Here is a 25,040-nt window from a genome sequence, read left to right as displayed (position 1 = left end):
GAGGCCGTCTGAAAAAAATGAATGAACCACGCTCCAAGAAACTACGCAGTTTAGCCAGCCCTCCACGCTTTGATGCATTGGCAGCCAAATTGGTTAAACCCTTATTCATGATTGCGGCCATACTGGCAGTAGCAGCTTTTATTTTAGGCTTTCTAATCGCCCCCTCAGACGCAGTACAAGGCAACCATTACCGCATCATATATATTCATGTACCAACCAGCTGGCTAGCTATGATTATTTATCTGGCAATGGCTTTTTGGTCGCTAATATATTTAATTTGGCGAACCCGTGTCTCTGCACTACTCACCCAAGCATTGGCACCCACTGGTTTGTTGATGGCTTTTTTATCTTTATTGAGCGGTGCATTATGGGGCAAACCCACATGGGGTACTTACTGGGTTTGGGATGCAAGACTCACCAGCATGTTATTACTGTTTTTTCTATATGCCGGTTATGTAGCTTTAGTTGGCAGTATTGATAATGAAAAACGTGCTGCACAAGCCGGCTCGCTACTAGCCATAGTTGGCGCAGTGAACGTACCGATTATTTATTTTTCAGTCGTATGGTGGAATACGCTGCACCAAGGAGCCTCTATCTCGTTTAACTCCGGTATCAGCATGCATCAAACTATGTTTGCAGCCCTAATGTGTGCCACCTTCGCATTGTGGTTGTATTGCATTGCCATAGTTTTATGGCGTACACGTTGGCTATTACGGGATAGAGGCTTATTAGCGACCAAACAGGAGATTCACTAATGTATTGGCAATCATTTAAAGATTTTATCACTATGGGTGGTGATGGCTTATTTGTTTGGCTATGTATCGGTATCACCTTGTTGGCATTGGCTATTGAATGGCTGCATTTACGTGCTTTATGGCACAAACAAAACGGAGAAAAATGATGGCACGGGCTTATCAGAAAAGAATGCTTTGGGCAGCAGCGTCACTGGTGGTATTAGCCTTGATTGCTTTTTTTGTCGTTCAAGCTTTACGCGATAATCTCGTGTTTTTCTATACTACGACTCAAGTTGCCGATGGCACGGCAGCCGGTCAAAAGCATTTACGTATCGGTGGTATGGTGCAAGCAGGAAGTTTGAAACGCAGTACCAATGGTGTTGATATCTCTTTCAATCTCAGTGATGGTCAAACCACAATACCCGTTATTTACCAAGGCTCTCTACCTGATTTATTTAAAGAGGGAAAGGGAGCCGTAGCAGATGGCAGCTGGGATGGCAAGTTATTCCATGCCACCACTATCCTGGCTAAACATGACGAAAACTATATGCCGCCGGGAATGGAAGGGGCTATGCCTAACGGAGCAAACCAAGAGCCACAGAGCATGCCGAGCTTGCAACAATAAAACCAACATAAAGCCTATTCAGATTATCTTTATAGGTATCGCATCCATATAGGCCGTCTGAAAGACAGATTATTTCAATATAAAAAAATAGTACATATTTAAAATAAATATTCTAAACAAATTAATACTATATATCCGACTAAATAAGCAATGAGCCAATATTCTTTATTGCCTCAATACTAAACAACCTAAACCTGCACATTTAAACTGTGCAGGATATTATAAAAGGACACACCTCACTATGTGGGTAGAAATCGGCCACTTTTGCCTTATTCTTGCTGCATTAACCGCATTATTCGGTTGTGCCGGCGGTTTTTATGGCGGGAATAAAAACCATACAGCTATATTATCGCTTGTAAAAACCCTATCCTGGCTGACAGCAATATTGGTGTTAGCTGCTTTTGCCACCTTAATTTATGCATTTATTACCAGTGATTTCAGTGTGCAATATGTAGCAGCACATAGTAATCGGCAACTGCCAATGTTCTATAAAGTTGCCGCCGTATGGGGAGGCCATGAAGGTTCTTTATTGCTATGGTTGCTGTTATCTTATTTTTGGCTATCGGCTTTTTTAATTGATTTAAAAAAACTAAGCACGAAAGTACAAAGCTATACATTAGGTGTTTTACTAGCAGCCGCCTCTGGTTTTAACTTATTTGTATTATTTACATCCAACCCCTTTATCCGGCACTTACCTGCCGCAGCAGACGGTGCCGACTTGAACCCTTTACTACAACATCCTGGTCTCGCCGCTCATCCGCCTATGCTATATCTAGGCTATGTCGGTTTCTCTGTGGTATTTGCACTAACTTTAGCGGTGTTACTCGCCAATGAGTTTGACGAGGGGCTTTGGGCTAAAATTGCCCGCCGTTGGACATTAGCAGCATGGATATGCCTGACATTGGGTATCGTATTTGGCAGTATGTGGGCTTATAGCGAACTGGGCTGGGGTGGTTGGTGGTTTTGGGATCCTGTAGAAAATGCTTCCTTTATGCCATGGCTGGCCGGCACTGCATTACTGCATTCTTTAATGGTATCTGAAAAGCGCGGCCTATTTCGCCATTGGACGGTACTGCTCGCCATCAGTACTTTTTCCTTATCCTTAGTCGGTATGTTTTTGGTGCGCTCAGGTGTATTGGTTTCCGTACACGCCTTTGCCAGCGACCCTTCGCGCGGTATTGCCATGCTGGTTTATCTTGCTGCAGTACTTGGTTTTTCTTTAGCAGTATATAGTTACCGTTCACCCACATTGCATCGACAAGGTGGTTTTACACTACTTTCCCGTGAAACCTTATTACTTGCCAATAATATTTTATTGATCACGGGCTGTGTAACGGTTTTACTCGGCACACTCTTTCCACTTTTGGCCGATGTACTCCAAATCGGCAAGTTTTCTGTCGGCGCGCCCTATTTCAATAAAGTGATGCTACCTATTTGGCTAGGGCTTTTAATTGTTTTACTACCTTCCGCACGCATTGGTTGGCAAAAAAGTGTTTGGCAAAAAATACGTTGGGAATGGCTAATATGCTGTGCCTGTGGCATTTCTATATCAGCAGTTTGCATCTTTAACTTGGGTGAGTGGAAAACCATACCGTTTTTATTGATGAGTGCGGCGTGGTCAATGATGTTCAGTCATATTTATGACCTTATACGCAGACACTTCCGACAACCGTTACGCCGCTGGGGCATGACCGCCGCTCATATAGGTGTCGCAATATTTGCTATAGGCGCAGCCGCTGTTTCTTATTATGATACAGCACGTGATATTGTTATCGAGCCACATGGCAGCATTGAAGTTGTCGGCCATAAACTAACATTTGCACATCTAGAAGGTAAAACTGCCGAAAACTATGTCGCCATGGTCGGCCATTTCCGCTTAGACACAAGTAATGGCAACAGCACTGTATTGAAACCTGAAAAGCGTCAATATCTTTCAGGAGGAGAGCCCATGACCGAAGCTGCTATTCAACATGGTTTTTTACGTGATATTTATGTTTCTCTGGGAGAAATGCAGGGAAGTGATGCTGCGGTATCCCCATGGCTGATACGAGTATATGTCAAGCCTTTAATGAATTGGATGTGGGCAGGCTGCCTACTTATGGTACTAGGTGGCAGCTTAGTATTATTGGATCGAAAAAAATAGAGAAAAGTATGAAAAAAGCCTTACGTTTTTGGCCATTAGCCATATTAATAATCTTATTAGCCGTCTTTTTTTTAGGCTTGCAGAAAGACCCTCGTAAATTACCTTCCAATCTTATAGGCAAGCCTATGCCGGCATTTAATTTACCCGATTTACATGACGCCAATCGAAGCATTACACCCAATCAATATCAAGGTAAAGTTTGGTTATTGAATGTTTGGGCCTCTTGGTGTGTCGCTTGCCGCCAAGAACATGACATGCTTTTAGCTTTGAGCAAAAATCAATCGGCCTCACTCATTGGTTTGAACTATAAAGATAATAATGTTGCCGCACAGCAATGGCTGGTTGATATGGGCGGTAATCCTTACCAATATTCGGCAGTCGACCAAACCGGTATTACAGGAATTGATCTAGGCATTTATGGTGTACCTGAAACTTTTATTATTGATAAAAACGGCAAGATTGCCTACCGCTATACAGGAGCTCTAAACCCCGAAGATTATCAAAATAAACTACTGCCTCTTATTGAGAAATTAGAAAATGAATAAACTTCTTAAAATATGTTTGCTATTCAGTTTAAGCGGTAGTTTATTGGCACAAAGTCCGCCTGAACTACAACCAGAAGAGCAAGAAAGACTATACCGTTTAAGCCAACAATACCGCTGTTTGGTTTGTCAAAATGAATCTATTGCCGACTCACGCGCTGGCTTAGCAGATGACTTACGCCGCGAAATTGCCATTCAAATCAAAGAGCAAAAAAGTAATGAAGAAATTCACGAATACCTTGTCAGCCGTTATGGAGATTTTGTCAGCTATGATCCGCCATTTAATTGGAAAACCGTAATTTTATGGCTGTTTCCTATTGTCGTCATGTTTGCTCTGGCTTTTGCTGTTTGGCGAAAAGCCAGATTTGCACCCTCTAATACAAATGAAAAGAATTGATTAATAAATGAACATTAAAACCTTACTTATTATGCTCGCCATTGTTTTGGTTGTAGCAGCAATCATTTATATCAGCTGGAGCCGTACCAGTGGACGTAAACTTAATATAGGCTTGGCTATTTTCCCATTACTTATGGCTACAGCCACCGGTGGTTATCTATTATTAGGCAATCCGCTAGGAGCTGACCCCAGCAAGCAATTTTCTGAAAATGGTGATGTGGAACAATTTGTTAATGCAGTGACAACATTAGAAAAAAAAGCAGCAGCAGATCCCAATAATTTAGATTACCAAATTATGCTAGCACACAGTTATCGTGCAATGGGGCGCTATGATCAATCCGTAGCAGCTTTTGGTAAAGCATGGGAGCGAGTAAAAAATGATCCACAGGAATTATCTTTATTTGCAGGTACACTAGCCGTATGGCATGGTAGTTTTGAAGGCAAGCCGGATGAATTACTATCTCAAGCATTGAAAATAGAGCCCAATCATCCCGATGCTTTAATGTTGTCAGGAGGTTCCGCATATCAAAAGCAACAATATAAAAAAGCCATTGATTTATGGAAAAAGATTCCCTTATCCAAACTTGAAGAAAATGATAAAGAATGGGTTGAAGCACAAATAGCAGATGCAGAAAAAATGTTAACATTGCCGTCTGAAAATAAAGTTTCCCACCCAAACTAACTTTGAATTTTATTAAAACTTATTATTCTTAAAATAAAACGACCAAAGCTAATAATGAGCTTTGGTCGTTTTGTTTGCCATTCTCAGAATATCAAACGGCTAAATTTAAAGATAAGATAGAATTAAGACAAGAGGTGAGCAACACCGGCCTTCTCTTCTTCTAACTCTTTCAAAGTCAGATTAATACGTTCTTGGCTAAAGTCGTCAATTTCTAAGCCTTCAACCAATTTATATTCACCATTTTCACATGTTACCGGGAAACCAAACATAGTACCTTCGGGAATACCGTATGAACCATCAGAAGGAATGCCCATTGTTACCCATTTACCATTCGTGCCCAATACCCAGTCATGAATATGATCAATAGCTGCGTTTGCAGCAGACGCAGCTGAAGACAATCCGCGAGCCTCAATAATAGCTGCACCACGTTTACCAACAGTCGGCAAGAATACTTCCGCATTCCATTGTTGATCATTAATCATATCCTGAACACGTTCGCCGTTAATGGTAGCAAAACGATAATCTGCATACATGGTTGGCGAGTGATTACCCCATACGCATAATTTTTCAATATCAGCAACAGCCTTACCGGTTTTTTCAGCAATTTGGCTCAACGCGCGGTTATGGTCTAATCGCAACATGGCCGTAAAGTTTTTAGCAGGTAAATCAGGGGCAGATTTCATAGCAATATAGGCATTTGTATTGGCAGGATTACCTACAACCAATACTTTCACATTACGGTCGGCAACTTTATTGAGTGCTGCACCTTGCTTAGTGAAAATCTCAGCATTGGCAAGTAACAAATCGGCACGCTCCATACCTTTGCTACGTGGCCGTGAACCAACCAAAATAGCAATCTGCGCATCTTTAAATGCTACTTCAGGATCATCAGTCGTAAACATATCGGCAAGAAGCGGAAATGCACAATCTTGCAACTCCATCATCACGCCTTTTACAGCATTTTGCGCTTGAGGTAAGTCGAGTAATTGTAAAATAACCGGTTGATCTTTACCTAACATTTCTCCACTGGCAATACGGAATAATAATGCATAGCCAATTTGACCGGCAGCACCGGTTACAGCAACACGAATGGGGGATTTCATACCAAAATTCTCCTGAAGGATTATTAATAAGCTATTAAAACTACTATCAATAAAAATTTATAAAATTAAGTCAATAAAAATCAACAACTTAAAAATAAATTTTATTCAAAATAAATAAAAATGTATTCACTCTGACACCCAATATCATACCAAATTTAAAAAAGCAGGCAATAGAACTTTGTCGACATTTTTATCAGAATTTAATTTTATTTTTAGACAAATTAGACAAAATTTCAAATATATAAAATGCTGAATATAGTATTACAATGAAAACTCAAAAAATAATATCTCTGTAGGCTACTTTAAAAAACTACTATTCCATCTTTAAACCACACAACCACAACTTCCATGCAATCCTTTTCTAGCTGGGGATTTATCTTCAAACTATCAGACTACTTGTTAAATTTCATTAAAAAGCTATAACAAAAGACTGGTCAATCAGTTATAAACCATGTAAATTACGCCTTGACGTATTTCATGTAATCGACTGTAGTTTACAAACATGAAATCATCTTGTTTTGAGTTTTGAGTTAATTTTTTGAGAAAAATATTGTGTAAAGAGGATATTCAAATGCAGACGAAACAGCGCCCTGTATTCCTTGAAATCCCCAATATCAGACTACCGATACCCGGGATTGTTTCTATTCTCCACCGCATCAGCGGCGTCCTTTTATTTGCGACGCTACCGCTGTTACTGTATTTCCTTGGTGGTACTTTAAGCAGTGAAACTGATTTTGAGACCTACCGTTCAATCATCTCCAATCCTTTAGTTAAACTGCTTTTAATTGGTTTACTATGGGCTTATCTACACCATGCTTGTGCAGGTATCCGCTTCCTTCTTTTGGATGCCCATAAAGGTTTAGAGCTTCAAACAGCACGCAAAACTGCTCAAATTGTATTTGTTATAGCTTTGGTTCTGACTGTCGTAATAGGAGTATGGCTATGGTAGACCGTAAATTAGCCGGTGCCCATTATGGTTTGCGAGATTGGGCAATGCAACGCGCAACAGCGGTGATCATGCTTATCTACACCGTTGCTTTTATTATTTTTTTACTTGCCTTACCTGGTGATTATGAATCCTGGCAAGCATTTTTTTCACAAACATGGGTAAAAACACTTACCCAACTTACTTTCATTGCCTTATTCCTCCATGCTTGGGTAGGCATCCGTGATTTGTGGATGGATTACATCAAGTCTTTCGGTTTAAGGTTATTCCTTCAGGTAGCAACCATAGTTTGGTTGGTAGGATGTCTGGTTTATTCAGTTAAAGTAATTTGGGGTATTGTATGAGTTTTCCTATTCGTAAGTTTGATGCCGTTATTGTAGGCGGTGGTGGCGCAGGTTTGCGCGCAGCATTACAACTATCTAAATCTGGTTTAAATACTGCTGTTTTATCTAAAGTTTTTCCAACCCGTTCTCATACCGTTGCGGCACAAGGCGGAATCTCTGCTTCATTGGGCAACGTTCAAGAAGATCGCTGGGATTGGCACATGTATGACACAGTTAAAGGTTCCGACTGGCTTGGTGATCAAGATGCTATTGAATTTATGTGTCGCCGTGCTCCTGAGGCAGTTATCGAACTAGAACATATGGGTATGCCGTTTGACCGCGTAGAAAGCGGTAAAATCTATCAACGCCCATTCGGTGGTCACACTGCTGAACACGGCAAACGTGCTGTAGAACGTGCTTGTGCCGTTGCCGACCGTACTGGTCATGCCATGTTACACACCTTATATCAACAAAACGTACGTGCAAATACACAATTTTTTGTGGAATGGACTGCTCTTGATCTGATTCGCGATGATAATGGAGATGTAATCGGTGTAACCGCAATGGAAATGGAAACCGGTGATATTTATATTTTCCATGCAAAAGCTGTCTTATTTGCAACCGGTGGTGCCGGCCGTATTTATGCGTCATCCACCAACGCATTTATGAATACAGGTGACGGCCTAGGTATTTGTGCCCGTGCAGGCATTCCTTTAGAAGATATGGAATTCTGGCAATTCCACCCAACAGGTGTTGCAGGTGCAGGCGTATTGATTACCGAAGGTGTACGCGGCGAAGGTGGTATTCTATTAAACCGTGATGGCGAACGTTTTATGGAACGTTATGCTCCTACCGTAAAAGACTTAGCCTCACGCGACGTAGTGTCACGTGCGATGGCAATGGAAATCTATGAAGGCAGAGGCTGCGGCAAGAATAAAGACCATGTACTGCTCAAAATCGATCATATCGGTGCCGAAAAGATTATGGAGAAATTACCTGGCATCCGCGAAATCTCTATTCAGTTTGCAGGTATAGACCCTATTAAAGATCCTATTCCTGTTGTACCGACAACTCACTACATGATGGGTGGCATACCAACTAACTACCTCGGCGAAGTCGTTGTACCTAAAGATGGCAACCCTGAGGCGGTCGTTAATGGCCTATATGCTGCCGGCGAGTGTGCTTGTGCATCTGTACATGGTGCAAACCGACTCGGCACCAATTCTCTATTAGACTTAGTTGTATTCGGCAAATCAGCTGGTGACAGTATGATTGAATATATAAAACAACAGGATGACTGGAAACCACTGCCCAACAATGCCGGTGAACTTACTAGACAACGTTTGGATCGTTTAAACAATCAAACAAACGGTGAGAATGTAGATGACCTCCGCCGAGAATTACAAAAAACCGTCCAATTACATGCAGGTGTATTCCGTACTGATGCCATTCTAAAAGAAGGTGTTGATAAGGTTCTAAATCTTGCAGAACGTATTAAAAATACAGAAATTGCAGACAAGAGCCAAGTTTGGAACACAGCACGTATCGAAGCATTGGAATTGGATAATTTGATTGAAGTAGCAAAAGCCACTTTAATAGCAGCAGAAGCACGCAAAGAATCCCGTGGCGCACATGCTTCCGACGACCATCCCGAACGTGATGATGAAAACTGGATGAAACACTCCCTATTTTATACAGCAAACAACAGCTTAGACTACAAACCTGTACATACAAAACCATTGACGGTCGATTATATCGAACCAGCCAAACGCGTTTACTAAAAAATATAAGGAACACAACACATGGAAAAAATACGTTTTCAAGTGTACCGCTACAATCCTGATGTAGATGCGAAGCCTTACATGAAGGATTACGAATTAGAAATCGAACCAAGTGATGTCAAATTACTTGATGCGCTTGTCAAACTGAAAGCAATGGATGACAGTATTTCATTCCGACGCTCCTGCCGTGAAGGTATTTGCGGTTCAGACGGTATGAATATTAATGGGAAAAACGGCTTAGCTTGTCTCACCGACATACGAAGCTTAAAACAGCCGATTAAATTACGCCCTTTACCCGGATTACCGGTTATTCGCGACTTAATTGTCGACATGACTCAGTTTTTCAAGCAATATCATTCTATCAAACCTTATATGGTCAATGATGCACCGACTCCGGATGGTCGTGAGCGTTTGCAAACACAAGAAGACCGTAAAGAACTGGACGGCTTATATGAATGCATTTTATGTGCTTGTTGCTCAACCGCCTGTCCTTCTTTCTGGTGGAACCCTGATAAATTTGTCGGCCCTTCAGGTTTATTAAATGCATATCGCTTTATAGCAGACAGCCGTGACACTATTACCAACGAACGTTTAGACGATTTAAACGATCCGTATCGACTATTCCGTTGTCACACTATTATGAATTGTGTCGATGTTTGCCCTAAACACTTGAATCCTACCCGTGCGATAGGTAAGATTAAAGAGATTATGTTAAAACGAGCGGTTTAAATATGCCTGTTTTTGATGATGCTGCCAAACGCAAGATACATTACCAGACACGCCGAGGGCTGCTTGAGCTTGACATTGTACTCAAAAGATTTATGACCAAAGAATTTGACAATCTTAGTGATGATGAACTATCTATCTTCGTAGATATTTTAGAATTGCCTGATCAAGAGTTCTTGGCTCTGGTCAACCAAAAAGAAGAAGCGAAAGATAGCCGTTTTCTTCCAATTTTGGAAAAAATAAGACGTGCTTAAGTTATTTAAGCCGTCTGAAAACAACTGCGGCAATTTGTGTAGCATGAATATGCCGGGTTTTATTTAAATCAAAATAAAGGAGCAAGAGATGTCTAAAACTATAAAATTAAATATTGAAGGCAAAGAAGAATTGGAGTTACCGGTACTTGAAGGTACTTTGGGAAATGATGTAGTAGACATCCGTACTTTTACCAAAGGGTCGGGAATGTTTACATTTGATCCCGGCTTTGTATCAACCGCTAGCTGTGAATCAAAAATCACGTTTATTGATGGTGAAAAAGGCCAACTTTATTACCGTGGCTATCCAATTGAACAATTAGCAGAAAATAGTGATTATCTGGAAACCTGCTATTTGTTAATTTACGGCGAGCTGCCGACAGCAGAAGAAAAAGCCAAGTTCGAACACACCGTATCTCGTCATACCATGGTTCACGAACAACTTACTTGGTTCTTTAGAGGCTTCCGACGCGATGCCCACCCCATGGCCATGATGGTGGGTGTAGTAGGCGCATTAGCTGCTTTCTATCAAGACAGTTTAGATATTACCAATCCAGAACACCGTAAAGTAGCCGTTTATCGTTTGATTTCAAAAATCCCGACTATTGCTGCTATGTGCTACCGTTATTCAAACGGTTTGCCATTCAACTTCCCGCGCAATGATCTTTCTTACACCGCAAATTTCATGCACATGATGTTTGCAACGCCTTGTGAAGAATACGAACCCAATCCAGTATTGGTTAAAGCATTAGACCGTATTTTCATTTTGCATGCAGACCACGAACAAAATGCTTCAACTTCAACCGTACGCTTAGCTGGCTCTTCGGGAGCAAATCCGTTTGCATGTATTGCTGCTGGTATTGCCAGCTTATGGGGTCCCGCACACGGTGGTGCCAATGAAGCTGTGTTGAAAATGTTAGATGAAATCGGTGATGTTTCTAATGTAGCCTCTTTCATGGAAGGCGTAAAAGAACGCAAATACCGCCTAATGGGCTTCGGACACCGTGTATATCGCAATATGGATCCTCGTGCCAGTATTATGCGTGAAACCTGCTATGAAGTGCTGAAAGAATTGGGATTAGAAAATGATCCACAATTCAAACTGGCTATGGAATTGGAAAAAATTGCCTTGAACGATCCTTATTTCGTTGAACGCAAGCTCTATCCGAATGTAGACTTCTACTCAGGCATTGTTTTATCAGCACTGGGTATTCCTGTATCTATGTTCACTGTAATCTTCGCTTTAGCCAGAACTGTAGGTTGGATTTCACATTGGCATGAAATGATCAGTGATCCTAACCAAAAAATCGGCCGTCCACGTCAACTTTATACAGGCCCCACACGCCGTGATTTTGTAGATGTAGACAAGCGCTGATAACTAATATTTCTGCAAATAATATATAATTAACATTATTTGCAGAACTTGATTAGCTTGTAACTTTATTACTTCGCAAAATCAAATTAGGAAATATTAGCGAACTCAAAATGCAAAGAGTAGAATAAACATATCTCGAAAGACATTCATTTAATGGTGTCTTGAGAATAGTAAATTCTACTCTTTAATTTTATAAGCAAAGGGCAAACCCTATGATGGAAGAAAAGCTTAATTTCTCGTATCTATTTGGATCCAACGCACCATATATTGAAGAACTATACGAAAGTTATTTGAATAACCCTGATTCTGTTGAAGACAACTGGAAACAATATTTTGCGGAACTTGCCGCACAACCCGGTTTCGTTGAAAAAGATATTGCACACCACCCTATTCAAGAATCTTTTGCCAATCTGGCAAAACGAAGAGCGATCTCGGCAGTATCAGGCGGTTTAGATGAAAGTATGCTTAAAAAGCAAGTTGGTGTATTACGTCTCATCTCTGCTTATAGGATTCAAGGTGTAGGTGCAGCACAGCTTGATCCGCTCAAACGCATGCCACCACGCAATATTGATGCATTAGATCCTCAGTTCCATGGTTTAGATGCTTCTGATATGGCTGTTCAATTTAGCATTGGTGAAGGTGATTTTGCCAATAGTGGAAAATTGACATTAGCTGATATTATCAGCAAATTGAAGCAAACCTATTGCGGACATATCGGTATCGAATATATGCATATCGCCAATACCGAAGAACGTCGTTGGATTCGTGACTATTTCGAACGTACATTGTCTACACCCAAATTTAGTACCGATGAAAAGCGGTATATTCTCAAACAGCTCACAGCCGCTGAAACTTTAGAACGTTATCTGCATACCAAATATGTCGGTCAAAAACGCTTTTCCGTCGAAGGTGGTGAAAGCTCCATTGCCGGCCTTAACTATCTGGTACAAAACGCCGCTAAAGACGGTATTGAAGAAGTCATTATCGGCATGGCGCACCGTGGCCGTCTGAATGTATTGGTTAATACATTAGGTAAACAGCCGGGTGATTTATTTGCTGAGTTTGAGGGTCGTGCCGCAGCAACCCTACCTAGCGGTGACGTGAAATACCATATGGGTTTCAGTTCAGATATTGCTACGCCGGATGGTGCCATCCATGTCACTTTAGCATTTAACCCGTCTCATCTCGAAATTGTTAACCCCGTTGTAGAAGGCTCTACACGTGCAAAACAACGCCGTAGAGGTGATAACGGACAAGAACAAGTATTGCCTGTTTTGATTCATGGTGACTCTGCATTTATCGGCTTAGGTGTTAACCAAGCAACATTCAACCTTTCTAAAACACGTGGTTACTCAACCGGTGGTACCGTACATATCGTTATCAACAACCAAATCGGTTTTACAACATCTGATAGCCGAGACGTACGCTCAACTGTTTACTGTACAGATATTGCCAAAATGGTGGATGCTCCTATTTTCCACGTTAACGGTGATGATCCTGAAGCCGTCTGCTTCGTAGTAAAAGCTGCCTTGGACTACCGTAAGCAATTTAATAAAGACGTTGTGATTGATTTGGTTTGTTACCGCAAATTGGGGCATAACGAAGGCGATGACCCCACATTAACACAACCTATGATGTATAAATCAGTTGCTAAACATCCGGGTGCGCGTGCACTTTACGCAGAGCAATTGGTAGCTGAAGGTGTTATAAAAGCAGATGAAGCTGAAGGCTTTATTCAAACTTACCGTGATGCGCTTGATAAAGGCGAACATGTCGAACAAACCCGTCTGACTGATTATGAAAGCAAACATCGCGTAGATTGGTCTAAATACCAAGGCCAAGACTGGCGCGAACAAGTAGAAAGTGGTTTGCCTGCTGCCGATATCAAACGACTGGCCGACAAATTTACAGCAGTGCCCGAAGGCTTTGCTCTACACAATACCGCCAAACGCGTACTTGAAGCCCGTAAAGCCATGGCAACCGGTTCACAACCTATTGACTGGGGTATGGCAGAAACATTGGCTTATGCAGCTTTAGTAACAAACGGTACCGGTGTTCGCATTTCCGGTGAAGACTCCGGTCGCGGTACATTCTCACACCGCCATGCTGTTCTGCACGATCAAAAGCGCGAAAGATCAGATGACGGTGCTTATGTGCCTTTGCGCAACATGTCTGAAAATCAAGCTTCTTTCTTGGTTATCGATTCCATTTTGAATGAAGAAGCCGTTATGGCTTATGAATATGGTTATGCATGTTCTGCTCCAGACAAATTGACTATTTGGGAAGCACAATTTGGTGACTTCGCCAATGGTGCACAAGTTGTAATCGACCAATTCATCTCTTCCGGTGAGACTAAATGGGGTCGTTTATGTGGTTTGACTACCATTTTGCCACACGGTTATGACGGCCAAGGTCCGGAACACTCATCAGCACGTTTAGAACGTTGGTTGCAATTGTGTTCCGAGCAAAATATGCAAATTATTATGCCGTCTGAAGCATCACAAATCTTCCATATTTTGCGTAGACAAGCATTGCGTTCTTATCGTAAACCATTGGTTATCTTCTTATCTAAACGATTATTACGCTTCAAAGACTCTATGAGCGCTTTGGAAAACTTTACCGAAGGTTCTACATTCCGCCCGGTTATTCCGGATACGGTCAAACGAACCAACGGCAAGGGGGTTAAACGGGTTATCTTATGTGCCGGTCAGGTTTATTACGACTTGGCAGCCGGGCGAGCCGAACGCAAGCTGGAAAAAGATATTGCCATCATTCGTGTGGAGCAAATGTATCCGTTCCCATACGAAGAGTTACAAGCAGAATTGGCAAAATACCCGAATGCCCACGATATTATGTGGGCTCAAGAAGAGCCGCGTAACCAAGGTGCTTTCCATCAATTACGCCACCGTATCGAAAAAATATTGGATGACAAACAAAAACTCAGCTATGCAGGCCGCCCCGCCAGTGCCTCACCAGCGGTTGGTTATTTGAGCAAACACGCTGCCCAACTGAAGCAGCTTGTTGAAGATGCAATGTCATTCAACCAAAACTAACAACCTTCAGGCCGTCTGAATATTTCATGCATTATTTTCAGACGGCCCAAAACCACTCGGAGAATAAAATGATTATAGAAGTAAAAGTACCTATGTTGTCTGAAAGCGTGTCTGAAGGCACATTAATGTCTTGGCACAAAAAAGTCGGTGAATATGTAGAACGCGATGAGATTCTGATTGATATCGAAACAGACAAAGTTGTTTTAGAAGTACCTGCACCACAAGCAGGTGTGGTTGTAGAAATTATTGCCCAAGATGGTGAGACCGTTGTTGCAGAACAATTGCTGGCAAAAATCGACACCGAAGCAAAAGCCGAAGCTTCTGCAGCACCTGCTGAAACACCAGCAGAAACACCTAAAGCAGAATCTGCTCCGGCACCTAGCAGCAATGCCCAAGCCGGTGTTGCAATGCCCGCTGCCGCTAAACTGGCTGCAGAAAAAGGCGTGGATGTGAATAATGTTCAAGGTTCAGGACGTGGCGGACGTGTATTGAAAGAAGACGTACAAAATGCCGGTACTGCAGCTAAAGCAGCCGCACCTGCTGCACCGATTCCTGCTGGTGAACGCCCAGAACAACGCGTACCGATGAGCCGCCTGCGCGCACGTGTCGCCGAACGCCTATTGGCATCACAACAAGAAAACGCCATCCTAACCACTTTTAACGAAGTTAACATGAAACCGGTTATGGACTTACGTGCAAAATACAAAGAAAAATTTGAAAAAGAGCATGGTGTCAAACTGGGCTTTATGTCTTTCTTTGTTAAAGCTACCGTAGCCGCACTGAAAAAATATCCGATTGTGAACGCCTCTGTTGACGGCAACGATATCGTTTACCACGGTTATTTCGATATCGGTATTGCCATCGGCAGCCCGCGCGGATTGGTTGTACCCATCCTTCGTGATGCTGATCAAATGAGCATTGCCGACATTGAAAAAGCCATTATCGATTATGCATCAAAAGCCAAAGACGGCAAAATCGCTTTAGAAGACCTTACCGGCGGTACATTCAGCATCACCAACGGCGGTACTTTTGGCTCAATGATGTCTACCCCGATTATCAACCCACCTCAATCTGCCATTCTCGGCATGCACGCTACTAAAGAGCGTGCGGTTGTAGAAAACGGCCAAGTTGTTGTGCGTCCGATGATGTATCTGGCACTGTCTTACGACCACCGTATTATTGATGGTCGCGAAGCAGTATTAACATTGGTTGCGATTAAAGATCTGCTTGAAGATCCTGCCCGCCTGCTTCTTGATTTATAATTCAAACGACAAGTGCAAAGTTTCAGACGGCCTGTTTATTCATTGAATATGAATGCCGTCTGAAACTCATTATCCATATAAAAAATACAAATGAATAAGGGAAAACATGAAATACTTTCTGATTTTATCAGCATGTATGCTGAGTGCCTGCGCAGCAACCGCTAATGAAGAATATTTGGTTTCTGCGTATGACCAAAAGGGGCGTTTATTGAATAAACGTATTGAATTGGGCAGTAATCAAGCCGGTATTCCACTGGTTCGTGATACTTTATGCAAAACGCACCCTAATGCCATTATTAGAGTGCATAATAAAGCAAACAAACAACTGGCCAAAAATTATCAACCATATTCATGCCGTAATAAACGGTAAACCGTCTGAAAACTTTGCTATACACATATATATGAGCTGCCCCTACAACCTACTATGAAAGGTTGAAATCATAAATAGCAAACGGCATGCCTGGTAATGCATAATGGAAATAAATGATTATCCGTCCATAACCTTGAAAACCAGATGTTTTCACGCATGTTACCTGACGGACAAACAACACAAAGAAAAGGATTAAAAATGTCACAATTCGACGTAGTCGTTATCGGTGCCGGCCCCGGCGGTTATATTGCCGCCATCCGTGCCGCACAATTAGGTTTTAAAACCGTTTGTATTGATGCAGGTGTTAATAAAGCTGGTGATGCACCCGCACTCGGTGGTACCTGTCTGAATGTAGGTTGTATTCCTTCTAAAGCATTGCTGCAATCTTCAGAACATTTTCACGCTGCACAACATGACTTTGCCGAACACGGTATTACAGTCGGCAGCGTAAAATTCAATGCTGCAAAAATGATTGAGCGTAAAGATGCTATCGTAACCAAATTAACTGGCGGTATTAAATTCCTCTTCCAAAAAAACAAAGTGGAAAGCCTGTTTGGCAAAGGTTCTCTTAAAGGCCGCAATGGTGATTTATGGCAGGTTGAAGTTGACGATAAAGGTAATAAATCTGTTGTCGAAGCCAAGCATGTGATTATTGCTACCGGTTCCGTGCCACGTCCGTTACCTTTAATTGACATTGATAACGTTAATGTTCTCGACAACGAAGGTGCTTTAAACTTAACTGCCGTACCGAAAAAACTTGGTGTGATCGGTTCGGGTGTAATTGGTTTGGAAATGGGTTCCGTATGGAACCGTCTCGGTTCGGAAGTCACCATTCTTGAAGCATTACCAACCTTTTTGGCCGCTGCCGATCAACAAATTGCCAAAGAAGCCTTTAAAGTCTTCACTAAAGAGCAAGGCTTGGCGATTGAGTTGGGTGTAAAAATCAATGAAATTAAAAGCACCAAAAAAAATGTATCCGTATCTTATGAAGTAGGCGGCGAAACCAAAACGGAAACATTCGATAAATTAATTGTTTCTATCGGCCGCATCCCCAATACCGAAGGTTTGAATGCCGAAGCAGTTGGTTTGGAAAAAGACGAACGCGGCTTTATTAAAGTGGATGACGAATGCCGCACCAACCTGCCCAACGTATGGGCCATCGGTGACGTAGTACGCGGCCCGATGTTGGCACACAAAGCCAGTGATGAAGGTGTTGCCGTTGCCGAACGTATTGCCGGCCAAAAACCCCATTTAGACTTCAACAACATTCCTTTTGTGATTTATACCGATCCCGAAATCGCATGGGTAGGCAAAACCGAAGAGCAATTGAAAGCCGAAGGCGTGGAATACAAAAAAGGGACTTCAGGCTTCGCTGCCAACGGTCGCGCTTTAGGCTTGGGCAAAGCCAAAGGTACGGTAAAAGTATTGGCCTGCGCCAAAACCGACCGTATTTTAGGTATTCACATGATCGGCCCGATTGTTTCCGAATTGGTTGCAGAAGGTGTGATGAGCTTAGAGTTCAGCGCGAGCAGCGAAGATATCGCCCGCATTGTTCACGCCCATCCGACCTTATCCGAAGTCTTGCATGAAGCTGCTTTAGCTGTTGATAAACGTGCTTTACACGGCTAAGTTATTTGCTGCGAACTAAAACATACGCTCCGGTCAGCTATAGCCGGAGCGTTTTTTATACTGATGCTATACCTTAATATCTCTCAAAATACTTTTTGCAATATCTTGTTTTCTGCCAATAAAAAATAATCCGATAATATTCCCTTTTAATATCCATTTTCAGACGGCCTGAAAGCACTGATTTTGGTTTACAATAGCACCATTATTATTTTATTCATCAGCTTGAGAAAAAATCTATGTTAGATATCCAGCAACTCCGTAACCATACCGCCAACGTTGCCGCCCGTCTGGCAGCACGCGGTTATGAATTTGATACAGCCCGTTTCGAAAAATTAGAAAATGAGCGCAAACAACTCCAAGTAAACACTGAAGAATTACAAGCAGCCCGCAATAGCGAATCTAAAAAAATCGGCATGCTCAAAGGGCAAGGCAAACATGAAGAAGCCGAACAAGTGATGGCTCAGGTTGCAAAAATTAAAACTGATCTGGAACAAACCGCAGCGAAATATGAGGCCATTCAGGCAGAATTGGATTCATGGCTGGCTACTATCCCTAATCTGCCACACGAAAGCGTTCCTATCGGTGCCGACGAAACCGAAAATGTAGAAGTCCGCAAAAACGGCACCCCGAAAAACTTCGATTTTGATATCAAAGACCATGTTGATTTGGGCGCGCCATTAGGTTTGGATTTTGAAACCGGCGCCCAGCTTTCCGGCGCACGTTTCACCGTGATGAAAGGCGGCATTGCCCGCTTACACCGTGCATTAGCCCAATTTATGTTGGATACCCACACCACGCAACACGGCTATACCGAATGCTACACACCTTATATTGTCAACGACAGCACCCTATTCGGCACCGGCCAACTGCCAAAATTCGGTGAAGACCTGTTTCACGTTACCCGTGGCGGCGACGAAAGCAAAACCACGCAATATCTGATTCCCACTGCCGAAGTAACCTTAACCAACACCGTTGCCGACAGCATTGTGCCGTCTGAAAACCTACCGCTCAAACTCACGGCGCATTCCCCCTGTTTCCGTTCCGAAGCCGGTGCTTATGGGAAAGACGTACGCGGTTTAATCCGTCAACATCAGTTTGATAAAGTGGAAATGGTACAAATCGTTCACCCCGATCAATCTTATGACGCTTTGGAGGAAATGGTCGGCCATGCCGAAAAAATCCTACAACTTTTAGAACTGCCCTACCGTGTGATTACCCTCTGTACCGGCGATATGGGCTTTGGCGCGGCCAAAACCTACGACTTGGAAGTTTGGGTGCCCGCACAAAATACCTACCGCGAAATTTCCAGCTGTTCCAACTGTGAAGATTTCCAAGCCCGCCGTATGAAAGCACGTTTTAAAGATGAAAACGGCAAAAACCGCTTGGTACACACCCTCAACGGCTCCGGCTTGGCAGTAGGGCGCACCTTGGTCGCAGTTTTAGAAAACCATCAAAATGCCGACGGCAGCATCAATATCCCTGCCGCATTGCAACCGTATATGGGCGGCATCAGCGTATTAAAACCATAACCCTGTTTCAAACGGCCTTTGTGCTATCGCATAAGGCCGTCTGAAAACTATGATGCTATTTAACAGCTTTTGTTTATCGTAATAATCGCCAATCATAGCGCCCTGCCCAACAAACACACTAAACCAATATGCCTCAAGCCACGTTTTATACCCATGTTGCCGACCCGGCTGCTTTCGTCTGCCGTTTGGCTGCCCGTGCCACACAAGGCCGTACACCGGTTTTATTGTGGGTAGAATCTGCCGAAGCTGTGTCACAATTCGATACCGCTTTGTGGCAATTTGAAGCAGAAAGTTTTTTAGCGCATGAAATATGGTTATCCAACGAAAGTTTTCCGCAGCATGTGCCTTTGGTGTTGGCAGGCGGAAATGAGGTGCCGACAGTGCCCGAACAAACCGTTGTGCTGAATTACTCGCCCGATTTTTGGTGTGATGCTGCCGTTTTGCCTACCAGAGTATTGGAAATTGTCGGCAACGATTTGGAAGAGTTGGCCGAAGCCCGCGAACGCTTTAAAGCCTATCGGCAAAAAGGCTTTCAAATCGAACATCACAATATGCAGGGGAAAGCCTGAAACAGGCAGCTCAATTTTTTTTCAGACGGCCTTAATGCTTTCTAAACATTGAAAAACCAAGCATTTTTTTGTACAATCCGCCCTCTTTCTTATTCAGACGGTCTATGAAAAAATAAGCTGTAAATCCTCATGACAACAGCGCCGCGAACCAAGCAAAGTAAAAACGATAGCATACTGCTTAGGCCGTCTGAAAACCATTATTCCAACGAAGAGTCATTATGTCCCATATTCTAGAAGAAGTACGCCGCCGCCGTACATTTGCCATTATTTCCCACCCCGATGCCGGTAAAACCACGCTCACCGAAAAACTATTGTTATTCTCCGGCGCCATTCAAAGTGCCGGTACCGTCAAAGGGAAAAAAACCGGGAAGTTCGCCACATCAGACTGGATGGAAATCGAAAAACAACGCGGCATTTCCGTCGCCTCATCTGTGATGCAGTTCGACTATAAAGACCATATCGTCAACCTGCTCGACACCCCCGGGCACCAAGACTTCTCCGAAGATACCTACCGCGTGCTTACCGCTGTAGACAGCGCCTTAATGGTCATCGACGCGGCCAAAGGTGTGGAAGCACAAACCATCAAGTTATTAAACGTCTGCCGTTTGCGCAATACGCCGATTGTGACGTTTATGAATAAATACGACCGTGAAGTACGCGATTCGCTTGAGCTGCTCGACGAAGTGGAAAACATCCTCAATATCCGCTGTGCACCGGTTACCTGGCCGATCGGTATGGGGAAAAACTTCAAGGGTGTTTACCATATATTAAATGACGAAGTGTATTTATTCGATGCCGGCGGCGAAAAACTACCGCACGAATTTGAAGTGATTCAAGGCCTTGATAACCCGCGCCTAGACGAACTGTTTCCGCTTGATATGGAAAACCTGCGCGCGGAAATCGAACTGGTTCAGGCGGCTTCTAATGAATTTTCACTCGAAGAATTTCTATCCGGCGAATTAACCCCCGTATTCTTCGGCTCGGCGATTAATAATTTCGGCATTCAAGAAATTCTTAATTCCCTTATCGACTGGGCGCCTGCTCCGCAAAACCGTGATGCCACCGTGCGCATGGTTTCCCCCGATGAAAACCAGTTCAGCGGCTTCGTGTTTAAAATTCAAGCCAATATGGATCCGAAACACCGCGACCGTATCGCGTTTTTACGCGTTTGTTCAGGCAAATTCGAACGCGGTATGAAAATAAAACATTTGCGTATCAATCGTGAAATTGCTGCTTCCAGTGTGGTGACTTTTATGTCGCATGATCGGGAATTGGTTGAAGAAGCCTACGCCGGCGATATTATCGGTATTCCGAATCATGGCAATATCCAAATCGGCGACAGTTTCTCCGAAGGCGAAACACTGGCCTTTACCGGCATTCCATTCTTTGCCCCCGAATTGTTCCGTAGCGTGCGTATTAAAAACCCGTTGAAAATGAAACAACTCCAAAAAGGCTTGCAGCAACTGGGCGAAGAAGGTGCCGTACAGGTTTTCAAACCACACAACGGTTCGGATTTGATTTTAGGTGCGGTCGGTGTTTTGCAATTTGAAGTCGTTACCTCCCGACTGGCAGCAGAATATGGTGTAGAAGCTGTATTCGACAATGCAGCCATTTGGTCGGCACGTTGGGTTTCCTGCAGCGATAAGAAGAAACTGGCCGAATTTGAAAAAGCCAATGCCAACAACCTATCCGTAGATGCCGGCGGCAATCTGGCTTATTTGGCACCCAATCGGGTTAATCTGAGCCTAACGCAAGAACGCTGGCCCGATATTGTTTTCCATGAAACGCGCGAGCACTCCGTCAACTTAAATGCCTAATCGAAGCCTTTAATTGAAAAAAATATCGGGCGGTTACAGATTGATTTCTATAACCGCCCGATATTCATTTACAAACATCTATACAGCCTCGTAAATAAGTATACCGATAATATTATTGATACCGAGAAACAATCCCCCCATTGGATTCCCGATAACCCAATAAAATCAATACTGTTCTAACTAAAAAATAAATAATAGTTATTTAAAGTTATCTGCAACAGATATTATCTCAGCCAACAATCTAGGGAGCCCTTGATCGTATGATGTTTTGAGTGGTTTCGTTTTTTCTTGAGTTCGTTAATATTGCTATATACAGCCCATACCGCCAAACCTGCATAGCAAAATGTAGAAAGCACCCCAATTAAAGCAAAAATCGGCATCAGACGATCAATCATATTTACTCCAAGTGAAAAACGTTTTTAAATGTGTTTTATTTGTTAATTTTTTTTAATGAAAAAATCATATTATGGGAAATATTATATGGTAATCAATTTTTTTTTAAAAGAACTTTGTTTAAAAATTTGATGTTAAAATTATTTCCAGTAAAATTATGTTGTAAATTTACGTAATAAATTGTATGCATTAATATTTAATTTTTTAACCATTGATCAGTATAATCCTCTGCTTACGCCTACTACTTTTCTTTTCCGTTGCCCCTTAAAAGTCGTGCGCGTACAATCGCTGCCATGAAAAAAACATGTTTCCATTGCGGGCTTGATGTGCCCGACAATCTTTCTTTTCCGGTGATTTATGAAAACGAATCACACGATACTTGTTGTGCCGGCTGCCAAGCAGTGGCACAAAGTATTATTGATGCGGGATTGGGAAACTACTATAAACAGCGTACCGCCGATGCCGAAAAAGCCGCCCTGCCCCCGCAAGAAATTTTAGACCGTTTAAAACTCTATGACTTACCCGAAGTACAGGCAGAATTTGTCGAACAAAGTGCCGATGGTGAGCGTGAAGCGGTATTGATGCTCGGCGGCATCACTTGCGCCGCCTGTGTTTGGCTGATTGAACAACGGTTGCTACGCACTGATGGCATAGTAAGAGCCGACTTAAATTACAGTACCCGTCGCGTACGTATCGCTTGGGACTCGGTTAAACTGTCGCTTTCCTCCATTTTGCTGCTGATTCAACAAACTGGTTATACCGCCGTTCCTTACGATGCTCAAAAAATGGAAGAGCAGATACAGGCGGAACGTAAGCAGTCATTAATCCGTTTGGCCGTGGCCGGACTATCCATGATGCAAACCATGATGTTTGCCATACCCACTTATCTTTACAGCGATGAAATCGAGCCGTTGTTTTTAAGCCTGTTACATTGGGGCGCATTCCTAATGGTCTTACCCGCTATGTTTTATTCGGCGGTTCCGTTTTATAAAGGTATGCGGCGCGATATCAAAAACCGCCGTACCGGTATGGATACACCGGTTGCACTGGCGATTACCCTCACTTTTATTGCCGGAGTGTACAGCTTAATCAGCGATTCGGGGCAAGGTATGTATTTCGAATCGGTGGCAATGTTTATCTTCTTTTTGCTGGCCGGCCGTTATATGGAACAGGTGGCGCGGCATAAAGCAGGCGATGCGGCGGAAAGACTGGTAAAACTGATACCGGCATTCTGCCACCGTCTGCCCGATTATCCGGAAAGTGAACAGGTTCGGGAAGCTGCGGTTGTGCAGTTGGCCGTCGGCGATACCGTAGCCGTTTATCCGGGCGAGGTAATCCCTATTGATGGAGAAGTATTGTCGGGGGAAAGCGAAGTCAACGAAGCCATGCTAACCGGAGAAAGCCTGCCCGTATCGAAAAAACAAGGTGATCAAGTGGTTGCCGGCACCTTAAACACATTAAGCCCGTTGATTATCCGCACCGAACAAATCGGCAACAATACCCGCTTATCACATATCGTCAAATTGCTCGACCGTGCTCTGGCACAAAAACCGAAATTGGCCGAGCTGGCCGACCGCTATGCTGCATCATTTATTTCGAGCTTGTTAATACTCGCTATTCCCGTTTTTATCGGCTGGGCCATTTATGCGGATCCGGTAACGGCATTATGGATCACGGTTTCGCTCTTGGTTATCACCTGCCCATGCGCGCTTTCCCTAGCCACCCCCGCCGCGTTAGCCGCCTCTACCGGCAGCTTGGCTTCAGACGGCATCTTAGTATCCGGTAGCGGCAGTTTGGAAGCCTTAGCGCAAATCAATGATGTTGTATTCGATAAAACCGGTACGCTGACCAAAGGTACCTTATCCGTTATCCAAACCGTTTCTTTAGGCCATCTGAACGAAGAAGATGCCGTTATGGCCGCACAAATGCTCGAAAGCCAATCGGAACATCCGATAGCCAAGGCCATTCTAGCCTACGCACAACAGATTTTGCCGGAAAACGAGATGGCCCATCCGATAGCGGAACAGCGGATAAACCATGTCGGCAGCGGTGTGCGCGCACAACTCAATATTCATGGCGAAACCGATATCTGGGCCTTGGGCAAAGCCGATTTTGTTGCCGAAATTGCCGGAAATCCACCCGAACAGGCCGATATCCAACACAACGGCAGCATTGTCTATCTCGGCAACAGCCAAGGTTTTCAGACGGCCTTTTTATTAGAAGACGAAGTGAAAGACGGTATTGCCGAAATGCTGTCGGCTTTAAAATCCCAAGGTATGCGCCTGCACCTGCTCAGTGGTGACCGCACCGAAACCGTACGGCATTTAGCCGAAGAATTGGCATTGGATATCTATCGAGCCGAAGCTTCACCCGAAGACAAACTCGCTTATGTAGACACACTCCAGCACCAACAATGTACGGTTCTGATGGTTGGCGACGGTATTAACGATGCCCCAGTTTTAGCACAAGCCGATGTATCGGTGGCGGTATCCGGCGGTGCGGATGTAGCCCGTGACGGTGCCGACGTTATTTTATTAAACGAAGATATGCGCGTGCTGCCTAAAATGATCGAGCAGGCACGCCGTACCCGAATGATTATCCGCCAAAATCTGGTTTGGGCGGGGGTCTATAATATTATCGTTGTGCCTTTGGCTGTTTTCGGCTATGTCACACCATGGATAGCAGCGGCCGGCATGAGTTTCAGCTCGATTATCGTCGTTGCCAATGCTCTAAGATTATTAAAAAGAAAGTAAACAAAAAGGCCGTCTGAATATTATGAACTGCACCCCA

Annotated in this window: 22 protein-coding genes; 21 read left to right on the top strand and 1 reads right to left on the bottom strand. The window is 43.4% G+C overall.

The window, feature by feature from the left end:
• The first annotated feature begins 17 nt into the window (after nucleotides 1-17).
• The 7 genes from ccmC to D0T92_RS03845 all read left to right on the top strand — a co-directional run bounded on the left by ccmC (nucleotide 18) and on the right by D0T92_RS03845 (nucleotide 5,123).
• Nucleotides 18-755 (top strand): heme ABC transporter permease CcmC, encoded by a 738-nt coding sequence (gene ccmC, locus D0T92_RS03870; RefSeq protein WP_151050398.1) that lies wholly within the window; start codon nucleotides 18-20, stop codon nucleotides 753-755.
• The gene (ccmD, locus tag D0T92_RS11340; RefSeq protein ID WP_191963665.1) at nucleotides 755-901 is read left to right on the top strand and encodes a heme exporter protein CcmD; all 147 of its coding nucleotides are present in this window, start codon (nucleotides 755-757) and stop codon (nucleotides 899-901) included. Before ccmC ends, ccmD begins: the two co-directional genes overlap by 1 nt.
• Entirely contained in the window at nucleotides 853-1,359 is a 507-nt protein-coding gene (gene ccmE / locus D0T92_RS03865; RefSeq protein WP_151050396.1) for a cytochrome c maturation protein CcmE, read from the top strand. The genes ccmD and ccmE overlap by 49 nt, the downstream gene beginning before the upstream one ends.
• 241 nt (nucleotides 1,360-1,600) lie before the next feature.
• Complete coding sequence (locus D0T92_RS03860; RefSeq protein WP_151050394.1) at nucleotides 1,601-3,502, top strand: heme lyase CcmF/NrfE family subunit; 1,902 nt, start codon at nucleotides 1,601-1,603, stop codon at nucleotides 3,500-3,502.
• 125 nt (nucleotides 3,503-3,627) lie between these two features.
• Complete coding sequence (locus tag D0T92_RS03855; protein WP_263641694.1) at nucleotides 3,628-4,047, top strand: DsbE family thiol:disulfide interchange protein; 420 nt, start codon at nucleotides 3,628-3,630, stop codon at nucleotides 4,045-4,047.
• Nucleotides 4,040-4,441: a cytochrome c-type biogenesis protein gene (locus D0T92_RS03850; protein WP_151050391.1), complete on the top strand. Its 402-nt coding sequence runs from the start codon at nucleotides 4,040-4,042 to the stop codon at nucleotides 4,439-4,441. The genes D0T92_RS03855 and D0T92_RS03850 overlap by 8 nt, the downstream gene beginning before the upstream one ends.
• Nucleotides 4,442-4,448: 7 nt before the next feature.
• Nucleotides 4,449-5,123: a tetratricopeptide repeat protein gene (locus D0T92_RS03845; protein WP_151050388.1), complete on the top strand. Its 675-nt coding sequence runs from the start codon at nucleotides 4,449-4,451 to the stop codon at nucleotides 5,121-5,123.
• Between the two features lie 122 nt (nucleotides 5,124-5,245).
• On the opposite strand, the gene D0T92_RS03840 is transcribed toward D0T92_RS03845, so the two are convergent.
• Nucleotides 5,246-6,226, bottom strand: a complete 981-nt coding sequence (locus D0T92_RS03840; protein ID WP_151050386.1) for a malate dehydrogenase — start codon at nucleotides 6,224-6,226, stop codon at nucleotides 5,246-5,248.
• A 571-nt stretch (nucleotides 6,227-6,797) separates the two neighbouring features.
• On the opposite strand from D0T92_RS03840, the gene sdhC reads away from it, so the two are divergent.
• From sdhC to D0T92_RS03770, 14 genes are all read left to right on the top strand, one after another.
• Nucleotides 6,798-7,175, top strand: a complete 378-nt coding sequence (gene sdhC, locus D0T92_RS03835) for a succinate dehydrogenase, cytochrome b556 subunit (RefSeq protein WP_151050384.1) — start codon at nucleotides 6,798-6,800, stop codon at nucleotides 7,173-7,175.
• Nucleotides 7,169-7,516: a succinate dehydrogenase, hydrophobic membrane anchor protein gene (gene sdhD, locus D0T92_RS03830; protein WP_151050381.1), complete on the top strand. Its 348-nt coding sequence runs from the start codon at nucleotides 7,169-7,171 to the stop codon at nucleotides 7,514-7,516. The genes sdhC and sdhD overlap by 7 nt, the downstream gene beginning before the upstream one ends.
• Entirely contained in the window at nucleotides 7,513-9,276 is a 1,764-nt protein-coding gene (gene sdhA / locus D0T92_RS03825; RefSeq protein ID WP_151050377.1) for a succinate dehydrogenase flavoprotein subunit, read from the top strand. The genes sdhD and sdhA overlap by 4 nt, the downstream gene beginning before the upstream one ends.
• Nucleotides 9,277-9,297: 21 nt before the next feature.
• On the top strand, nucleotides 9,298-10,005 hold the full coding sequence (locus tag D0T92_RS03820; protein ID WP_151050375.1) for a succinate dehydrogenase iron-sulfur subunit: 708 nt from the start codon (nucleotides 9,298-9,300) through the stop codon (nucleotides 10,003-10,005).
• A 2-nt stretch (nucleotides 10,006-10,007) separates the two neighbouring features.
• Nucleotides 10,008-10,256: an FAD assembly factor SdhE gene (locus D0T92_RS03815; protein ID WP_151050373.1), complete on the top strand. Its 249-nt coding sequence runs from the start codon at nucleotides 10,008-10,010 to the stop codon at nucleotides 10,254-10,256.
• Nucleotides 10,257-10,344: 88 nt separating this feature from the next.
• Nucleotides 10,345-11,628: a citrate synthase gene (gene gltA, locus D0T92_RS03810; RefSeq protein ID WP_151050371.1), complete on the top strand. Its 1,284-nt coding sequence runs from the start codon at nucleotides 10,345-10,347 to the stop codon at nucleotides 11,626-11,628.
• 212 nt (nucleotides 11,629-11,840) lie between these two features.
• Entirely contained in the window at nucleotides 11,841-14,681 is a 2,841-nt protein-coding gene (locus tag D0T92_RS03805) for a 2-oxoglutarate dehydrogenase E1 component (RefSeq protein WP_151050369.1), read from the top strand.
• Nucleotides 14,682-14,749: 68 nt separating this feature from the next.
• Complete coding sequence (odhB, locus tag D0T92_RS03800) at nucleotides 14,750-15,943, top strand: 2-oxoglutarate dehydrogenase complex dihydrolipoyllysine-residue succinyltransferase (RefSeq protein WP_151050367.1); 1,194 nt, start codon at nucleotides 14,750-14,752, stop codon at nucleotides 15,941-15,943.
• A 106-nt stretch (nucleotides 15,944-16,049) separates the two neighbouring features.
• On the top strand, nucleotides 16,050-16,313 hold the full coding sequence (locus D0T92_RS03795; RefSeq protein WP_151050365.1) for a hypothetical protein: 264 nt from the start codon (nucleotides 16,050-16,052) through the stop codon (nucleotides 16,311-16,313).
• Nucleotides 16,314-16,511: 198 nt separating this feature from the next.
• The gene (lpdA, locus tag D0T92_RS03790) at nucleotides 16,512-17,942 is read left to right on the top strand and encodes a dihydrolipoyl dehydrogenase (RefSeq protein ID WP_151050362.1); all 1,431 of its coding nucleotides are present in this window, start codon (nucleotides 16,512-16,514) and stop codon (nucleotides 17,940-17,942) included.
• Nucleotides 17,943-18,178: 236 nt separating this feature from the next.
• The gene (serS, locus tag D0T92_RS03785; protein ID WP_151050360.1) at nucleotides 18,179-19,471 is read left to right on the top strand and encodes a serine--tRNA ligase; all 1,293 of its coding nucleotides are present in this window, start codon (nucleotides 18,179-18,181) and stop codon (nucleotides 19,469-19,471) included.
• 128 nt (nucleotides 19,472-19,599) lie between these two features.
• Nucleotides 19,600-20,040, top strand: coding sequence for a DNA polymerase III subunit chi (locus D0T92_RS03780; protein WP_151050358.1), 441 nt, complete (start codon nucleotides 19,600-19,602; stop codon nucleotides 20,038-20,040).
• A 218-nt stretch (nucleotides 20,041-20,258) separates the two neighbouring features.
• Entirely contained in the window at nucleotides 20,259-21,857 is a 1,599-nt protein-coding gene (locus tag D0T92_RS03775) for a peptide chain release factor 3 (RefSeq protein WP_191963664.1), read from the top strand.
• Between the two features lie 686 nt (nucleotides 21,858-22,543).
• Complete coding sequence (locus D0T92_RS03770) at nucleotides 22,544-25,003, top strand: heavy metal translocating P-type ATPase (RefSeq protein WP_151050354.1); 2,460 nt, start codon at nucleotides 22,544-22,546, stop codon at nucleotides 25,001-25,003.
• Nucleotides 25,004-25,040 lie beyond the last annotated feature (37 nt).

It is taken from the genome of Neisseria zalophi, from assembly GCF_008807015.1.
GTDB lineage: Bacteria > Pseudomonadota > Gammaproteobacteria > Burkholderiales > Neisseriaceae > Neisseria > Neisseria zalophi.
The sequence above is the reverse complement of the archived record's forward strand: the minus strand, read 5'-3'. Positions and strand labels throughout refer to the sequence as shown.

Bases quoted from the DNA above. Each gene is read 5' to 3' on its own strand.
- ccmC (WP_151050398.1), top strand. From the start codon at position 18: ATGAATGAACCACGCTCCAAGAAACTACGCAGTTTAGCCAGCCCTCCA.
- ccmD (WP_191963665.1), top strand. From the start codon at position 755: ATGTATTGGCAATCATTTAAAGATTTTATCACTATGGGTGGTGATGGC.
- ccmE (WP_151050396.1), top strand. From the start codon at position 853: ATGGCTGCATTTACGTGCTTTATGGCACAAACAAAACGGAGAAAAATG.
- D0T92_RS03860 (WP_151050394.1), top strand. From the start codon at position 1,601: ATGTGGGTAGAAATCGGCCACTTTTGCCTTATTCTTGCTGCATTAACC.
- D0T92_RS03855 (WP_263641694.1), top strand. From the start codon at position 3,628: ATGCCGGCATTTAATTTACCCGATTTACATGACGCCAATCGAAGCATT.
- D0T92_RS03850 (WP_151050391.1), top strand. From the start codon at position 4,040: ATGAATAAACTTCTTAAAATATGTTTGCTATTCAGTTTAAGCGGTAGT.
- D0T92_RS03845 (WP_151050388.1), top strand. From the start codon at position 4,449: ATGAACATTAAAACCTTACTTATTATGCTCGCCATTGTTTTGGTTGTA.
- D0T92_RS03840 (WP_151050386.1), bottom strand. From the start codon at position 6,226: ATGAAATCCCCCATTCGTGTTGCTGTAACCGGTGCTGCCGGTCAAATT.
- sdhC (WP_151050384.1), top strand. From the start codon at position 6,798: ATGCAGACGAAACAGCGCCCTGTATTCCTTGAAATCCCCAATATCAGA.
- sdhD (WP_151050381.1), top strand. From the start codon at position 7,169: ATGGTAGACCGTAAATTAGCCGGTGCCCATTATGGTTTGCGAGATTGG.
- sdhA (WP_151050377.1), top strand. From the start codon at position 7,513: ATGAGTTTTCCTATTCGTAAGTTTGATGCCGTTATTGTAGGCGGTGGT.
- D0T92_RS03820 (WP_151050375.1), top strand. From the start codon at position 9,298: ATGGAAAAAATACGTTTTCAAGTGTACCGCTACAATCCTGATGTAGAT.
- D0T92_RS03815 (WP_151050373.1), top strand. From the start codon at position 10,008: ATGCCTGTTTTTGATGATGCTGCCAAACGCAAGATACATTACCAGACA.
- gltA (WP_151050371.1), top strand. From the start codon at position 10,345: ATGTCTAAAACTATAAAATTAAATATTGAAGGCAAAGAAGAATTGGAG.
- D0T92_RS03805 (WP_151050369.1), top strand. From the start codon at position 11,841: ATGATGGAAGAAAAGCTTAATTTCTCGTATCTATTTGGATCCAACGCA.
- odhB (WP_151050367.1), top strand. From the start codon at position 14,750: ATGATTATAGAAGTAAAAGTACCTATGTTGTCTGAAAGCGTGTCTGAA.
- D0T92_RS03795 (WP_151050365.1), top strand. From the start codon at position 16,050: ATGAAATACTTTCTGATTTTATCAGCATGTATGCTGAGTGCCTGCGCA.
- lpdA (WP_151050362.1), top strand. From the start codon at position 16,512: ATGTCACAATTCGACGTAGTCGTTATCGGTGCCGGCCCCGGCGGTTAT.
- serS (WP_151050360.1), top strand. From the start codon at position 18,179: ATGTTAGATATCCAGCAACTCCGTAACCATACCGCCAACGTTGCCGCC.
- D0T92_RS03780 (WP_151050358.1), top strand. From the start codon at position 19,600: ATGCCTCAAGCCACGTTTTATACCCATGTTGCCGACCCGGCTGCTTTC.
- D0T92_RS03775 (WP_191963664.1), top strand. From the start codon at position 20,259: ATGTCCCATATTCTAGAAGAAGTACGCCGCCGCCGTACATTTGCCATT.
- D0T92_RS03770 (WP_151050354.1), top strand. From the start codon at position 22,544: ATGAAAAAAACATGTTTCCATTGCGGGCTTGATGTGCCCGACAATCTT.